The following is a 5,736-nucleotide window of genomic DNA, read 5'->3' as shown; positions in this document are numbered from 1 at the left end:
GCCGTGGGCGGCCAGCACGGCATTGACGCTGGCCAGCGCGCGCGCCTCGCCATCGAAGAGCCGCGCCTGCGGCGCGTTCAGCTCGGGCCGGAAGCTGGGCAGCGGTTGCTGGTCGGGCGGCAGGGCGAAGCCGATGCCGATGGTGGCGCTGGGGATGCCGGCGATGCGCGCGGCCAGCACGGCGGTGGGCGCGTAGTCGGCCACCAGCGCCTCGGTGCCGGCGAGCCGGAAGGCGGCCAGCCAGCCCTCGACCAGGGCCTGCAGGTGCGGGGCCATCAGATAGCCCTGGGCCAGCAGGACCTCGGGCAGGCTCACCTGCGGTTGGGGCAGGCCGCGGGTCTCGTGCTGCCAGAACGGCGCCTGCAGCCGCGGCAGCTCGGCCAGCTCGCGCAGGATGGCCGCGGGCTGCACCAGGTCGCGCAGCACCAGCGTGCAGCCGTGGCCGCGCCGGTGCATCGCCTGCGCCAGCGGCTTGATGCGCGCCACGTGGCCCAGGCCGGCGCCGAGTTCCCAGCCGAAGAGGAAGTTCGCCATCGCTGCATGATGGCACGTCGGGATGGAGCCCCTCGCCCAGTCTCGCCGCGCTGGACGCGGGCGAGCCTGGTCGGTCCCCCGAGGGGACGCAGTCAGTTGCGGGATCGACCCGCAACTGACTGCAGTGGGCCGGCTTGGGGCGGCCCGGCGCTCGGCCCGGAATGCCGGCTCTATCCGGCTCGATGCGTGTTCAGCGGAAATTTCTACTCTCGGTCGCCAGCCGCCCGAGCAGCGGGGTCAGGTCGTGCAACTTGCGCGCCAGCAGGTTCTTCACGCCGCCGTCGCCGTGCTGCCAGACGCCCTGGACCGCCAGCAGCCGCGCGCCCAGCAGCGTGCTGCGGTACTCGGCGAAGACGGCAGGCCAGACGATCACCTGCACATTGCCGGTCTCGTCCTCCAGCGAGACGAAGATCGTGCCCTTGGCCGTCTGCGGCTGCTGGCGCACGGTGACGATTCCGCAGGTCTTGGCCAGCCGCCCGCGCGGCCATTGGTCGAGCTGCGCGGCGCTGAGCAGGCCCTTGGCCGCCAGCCGCTCGCGCAGGATGGCCATTGGATGGCTGCGCAGCGTCAGGCCCAGCGAGGCGTAGTCCCACAGCACCTCTTCGCTCTCGGGCGCGGCGGGCAGTTCCAGCGGGTCTTCATCATCGCGGCTGGCGCCGTGCAGCAGCGGCGGCATCGCGCGCAGCGCGCTGGCCTGCCAGACCTGCTGGCGGCGGTGGCCGGCCAGGCTGGCCAGCGCATCGGCGGCGGCCAACTGCTGCATCTCGCGCTGGTCCAGGCCGGCGCGCAGGGCCAGGTCTTGCGGGCCGGTGAAGGGGCGCTCCTCGCGTGCTGCCACGATCCGCTTTGCCGCCGCATCGCCCAGCCCGTTGACGAGATGCAGGCCCAGGCGCACGGCGGGTTGGTCCTGGCCGTCGCGTGGCTCCAGGCTGCTGAGCGCCTCGCTGACGCTCACGTCGGCCGGCCGCACCTCGACCTTGCCGCGGCGCTGGGCGTCCTGCACCAGCTGGCTGGGCGAGTAGAAGCCCAGCGGCTGCGAGTTCAGCAGTGCGCAGAGGAAGATGGCCGGCTCGTGCTTCTTGAGCCAGCAGGAGACGTAGGTCAGCAGCGCGAAGCTGGCGGCGTGGGACTCGGGGAAGCCGTAGGAGGCGAAGCCCTTGATCTGCTCGAAGATCGCGGCGGCGAACTTTTCCGAGTAGCCGCGTTCGCGCATGCCGTCGAGGATCTTGTGGTGGAACTGCTGCAGGTCGCCGGGGCGTTTCCAGGCTGCCATCGCGCGCCGCAGCTGATCGGCCTCGCCGGCGCTGAATCCGGCGGCGATCATGGCCACCTGCATGACCTGCTCCTGGAAGATCGGCACGCCGCAGGTGCGCTGCAGCGCGACCTTCAAGTCCTCGCTGGGGTACTCGACGTCTTCGGGCCGCTTGGCGCGGTTCTTCAGGTACGGGTGCACCATGCCACCCTCGATCGGGCCGGGCCGCACGATGGCGACCTCGATCACCAGGTCGTAGTAGCAGCGTGGCTTCAGCCGCGGCAGCATCGACATCTGCGCGCGCGACTCGATCTGGAACACGCCGACGGTATCGGCGCGGCAGATCATGTCGTAGGTCGGCTCGTCGCCCTCGGGTACCGAGGCCAGCGTCAGCTCCTTGCCGCGCCACTGGCGGTAGAAGTCGAAGCTGCGCCTGAGGCAGGACAGCATGCCCAGCGCCAGCACGTCCACCTTCATCAGCTTCAGCGTGTCCAGGTCGTCCTTGTCCCATTCGACGACATGGCGCTTCTCCATCGTCGCGGCCTCGATCGGCACCAGGCGAGAGAGCAGGCCCTCGGTCAGCACGAAGCCGCCCACGTGCTGGCTCAGATGCCGCGGCATGCCCATCAGCTGGCGCGACAGGCGCACCAGCTGGCGCAGCTTCAGGTCGTCGGCCGGCAGGCCCAGTTCGGCCTGCAGCGCCTGCAGCCGGGCCTCGGGCAGCGATTCGCTGGACCACTGGTGATGATCGTGCGCCAGCCGCTCGACGACCGCCTCGTCCATGCCCAGCGCCTTGCCTACGTCGCGGATCGCGCTGCGCGAGCGGTAGCAGATGACGACGGCGGTCAGCGCGGCGCGGTCGCGGCCGTACTTGCCGTAGAGGTACTGGATCACCTCCTCGCGGCGCTCGTGCTCGAAGTCCACGTCGATGTCCGGCGGCTCGTTGCGCTCGCGGCTGATGAAGCGCTCGAACAGCATCGTGCTGCGGGCCGGGTCCACCGCGCTGATGTGCAGGCAGTAGCAGACCAGGCTGTTGGCCGCCGAGCCGCGGCCCTGGCAGAGGATGCCCAGCGAGCGGGCGTGGGCCACGATGTCGGCGACGGTGAGGAAGTAGTGCTCGTACTTCAGTTCCTCGATCAGCGCGAGCTCGTAGTCGATGCGCTCCCGCCACTCGTCGGGCACGCCGGCGGGCCAGCGCTTGCCCATGCCCTCATAGGTCAGCGCGCGCAGGTGGGCGGCCGGCGTGCGGCCGGCAGGCACCACTTCGCTGGGGTACTGGTACTGGATCTCGCTGAGCTTGAATCTGCACAGGGCGGCCACCACCAGCGTCTGCGCCAGCAGGTCCGGCGGGTAGGCCTGGGCCAGCCGCAGCCGGCTGCGCAGGTGCCGCTCGGCATTGGGCTGCAGGTCGAAGCCGCAGGCCGCGATCGGCTTGCCCAGGCGGGTGGCGGTCATCACGTCCTGCAGCGCTTTGCGCGAGCGCAGGTGCATGTGGACGTCGCCGGCGGCCACCAGCGGCAGCGCGGTGGCCTCGGAGAGCTGGCGCATCCGGTGCAGCCAGAGCTCGTCGCCGAGGTCTTCGTGCAGCTCGACGGCGATCCAGCTGCGGCCGATGAAGTGCCTGAGCATCCAGTGGGCCGGTGCGAGCAGGTCTTCGTCACCGGCCTCGCGCGGCGGCACCAGCAGCAGCAGGCAGTCGTCGAGCTCGGCCGGGCGGATGTCGGACCAGCGCAGCCGGTAGGTGCCCTTGGGCGCGCTGCAGCGCAGCCGGGTGATGAACTGGCAGAGGTTGCCGTAGCCGTTCGAGTTCTGCGCCAGCGCGACCAGCTTGAACAGCGGCTGGTCCGCCTCGTCGCGCACAAGGAACTCGCTGCCGATCAGCAGCTGGGGCAGCACCGGCTCGCTGTCCTCTCCGTGCAGCTCCTTGTGCTCGCGGCGCATGCGCTCGCCCTGCGCGTAGGCCCGCACGACGCCGGCCAGCGAGCATTCGTCGGTGATGGCCAGCGCGGCGTAGCCGAGCTCGGCGGCGCGGGCGAACAGCTCGGCCGGTTCCGAGGCCCCGCGCAGGAACGAGAAGGCGCTCAGGCAATGCAATTCGGCGTAGGTGGGGATCATGCGTACACCCCATGCAGGAACCAGCCGTGCTCGTCCTTCGACAGCCGCTGCTGGTACACCCACAGCAGCCCCGCCTGCTCGCTGCGGTAGACGAAGTAGTCGCGCTGCACATGGGAATTGCTGCCGTCCTCGCCGGGCTGCCACCAGCCTTCCTCGATGCGCTGCGGCCCGGCCACGCGCTGCAGCGGGCCGCAGAACAGCGGCTGCTCGCGCCGCTGCTCCAGGCGCAGCGGCGGGTCCAGCAGCCAGTTCGGTTGCGGATAGGCGGCTACCCGGGCCGGCACCCGGGGCCGTGGCGGGCCGGGCCAGGAGTCCCAGCGCTGCATGTGTTCGGGGCGGTGGTCCTCGTGCAGGCGGCCGACCCGCACGCTCTCGGGCCCCAGCCGCACCGCGATGCGCTCCAGCAATTGCGGCAGCGGCTCCTTCGCCTGGTCGGGCGAGGCCGGCAGCAGGCTCAGGCTGCCTTCGGTGAGCGGCATCACCTCGTCGGCGGCGAGGCTGATCTCGTCGACCGGCGCGGCCAGCTCGATGCGCGCCAGGTGCTCGGCCAGCAGGCGCGACAGGTGGCCGAAATCGCGCGTGGTCTCGGCCGTGCGCCAGGAGAGGCTGCCGCGGGCATCGACGTCGCGGGCGCGCATCGCGTCGTGCTGCCAGTGCAGCGTCAGCGCCCGGATGCCGGCATGGCGCGCGGCCAGCCAGGCGCAGAGCCGGGTCAGCAGGTGCTGGGCGTGATGCAGCAGCACGGGCGCGTGTTCGATCCGGTGGGGCAGTTCCAGCCGGGCCGCGAAGGTCTCGGGTGCCACCTCCCACTGATGGGCCTGCGCGATGTGGCCGTGCGCGCGGTCCAGCGCCAGCAGCAGGGCCGGGTCGAAGCGCTTGGCGGACGCGCCGCGCGGCAGCCGCCGCACCTCGCCCAGCGTGCGGCAGCCCAGCCGCTGCAGCATCGGCGCATGAGCCTGGACGGCGCTCAGCGTGTGCAGCGGCAGCGCGTCGAGCAGCGGCGCCAGCGGCTGCGAGAGCCCGTCGCGCACGACGCCGCCGCGCGCCAGCGCCAGCGCACCCAGCGAGGTCGGCGCCCAGGCGATGCCGCTCAATGCCAGCCCGGCCTCCCGCGCGCCGCGCCAGATGCGCCGGTGCAACGCCGCCGCCCCGCCGAACAGCTTCAGGCTGGCCTGCACCTCCAGCACCACGGACTCCTCCAGCCGGGCGACGCGGGGGGAGAACTGCAGCGCCCACCAGGCCAGGGCCTGTTGACGTGCTGCGGTTCGCTCCCCGTCCTCATCCGTGGGCGGCGGGCTGGTGAGAAGCAGCGCGAGCCAGTGCATGGCGGCGGGGCTCCACGGTGGGAGGAAAGGGATGCGGGCCGGCCGGCCTGGCCTGCAGCATCCGCGGCGAGAGCGCGCGGGCCAGGTCGGTGGGCATGGCGAGGAGGTCCAGCCGGCCCTCGAACACCGGCCCGCGGCGCTTGAGGATGCGCAGGCTGAGGGCCCAGCCGTCGCCCGTCTCGACCGCCAGTCGCAGCGGCGCCGCCGAGGACTGCTGCTGCGCCAGCGTCAGCGGCCGCAGCACGAAGATCGGCGACTCGGCGGCCAGCGCGTGCGTCTGCAGCCGGCGGATCTGCTCGGGCCGGGCCTGCGGCAGCCAGGCGATGATGGCGCCCGCCGCGTTGGACTTGATTGCCTGCTCGGCCGCCCACAGCTGCTGCTGCGGCGTGGCGGCCTCGATCCAGACCAGATCCTGCGGCGCCAGGCCGCAGGCCAGCAGGCCCGGCAGATGCGGCACATGCGGCGGGTTCAGCAGCAATAACGGCTTACCTGCACTGACCAGGGCCCGGC

The 5,736-nt window shown here is 72.1% G+C and carries 3 protein-coding genes and 1 pseudogene; all 4 read right to left on the bottom strand.

Translation table 11 applies throughout. The features are described 5' to 3' along the window. Positions 1 to 534: pseudogene (locus tag B0W88_RS29135) on the bottom strand (UDP-glucuronosyltransferase); the annotation flags it as partial. Positions 535 to 724: 190 nt separating this feature from the next. Beyond that, positions 725 to 3,901: an error-prone DNA polymerase gene (locus tag B0W88_RS29130; protein WP_077038038.1), complete on the bottom strand. Its 3,177-nt coding sequence runs from the start codon at positions 3,899 to 3,901 to the stop codon at positions 725 to 727. Beyond that, positions 3,898 to 5,226: a DNA polymerase Y family protein gene (locus B0W88_RS29125; RefSeq protein WP_077038037.1), complete on the bottom strand. Its 1,329-nt coding sequence runs from the start codon at positions 5,224 to 5,226 to the stop codon at positions 3,898 to 3,900. The genes B0W88_RS29130 and B0W88_RS29125 overlap by 4 nt, the downstream gene beginning before the upstream one ends. Continuing rightward, the coding region (locus B0W88_RS33915; protein ID WP_233151885.1) for a recombinase RecA at positions 5,180 to 5,736 on the bottom strand (557 nt) is incomplete at its 5' end. The genes B0W88_RS29125 and B0W88_RS33915, both read right to left, overlap by 47 nt.

The organism is Pelomonas sp. KK5, from assembly GCF_001984095.1.
GTDB lineage: Bacteria > Pseudomonadota > Gammaproteobacteria > Burkholderiales > Burkholderiaceae_C > KK5.
The sequence above is the reverse complement of the archived record's forward strand: the minus strand, read 5'-3'. Positions and strand labels throughout refer to the sequence as shown.

Bases quoted from the DNA above. Each gene is read 5' to 3' on its own strand.
- B0W88_RS29130 (WP_077038038.1), bottom strand. From the start codon at position 3,901: ATGATCCCCACCTACGCCGAATTGCATTGCCTGAGCGCCTTCTCGTTC.
- B0W88_RS29125 (WP_077038037.1), bottom strand. From the start codon at position 5,226: ATGCACTGGCTCGCGCTGCTTCTCACCAGCCCGCCGCCCACGGATGAG.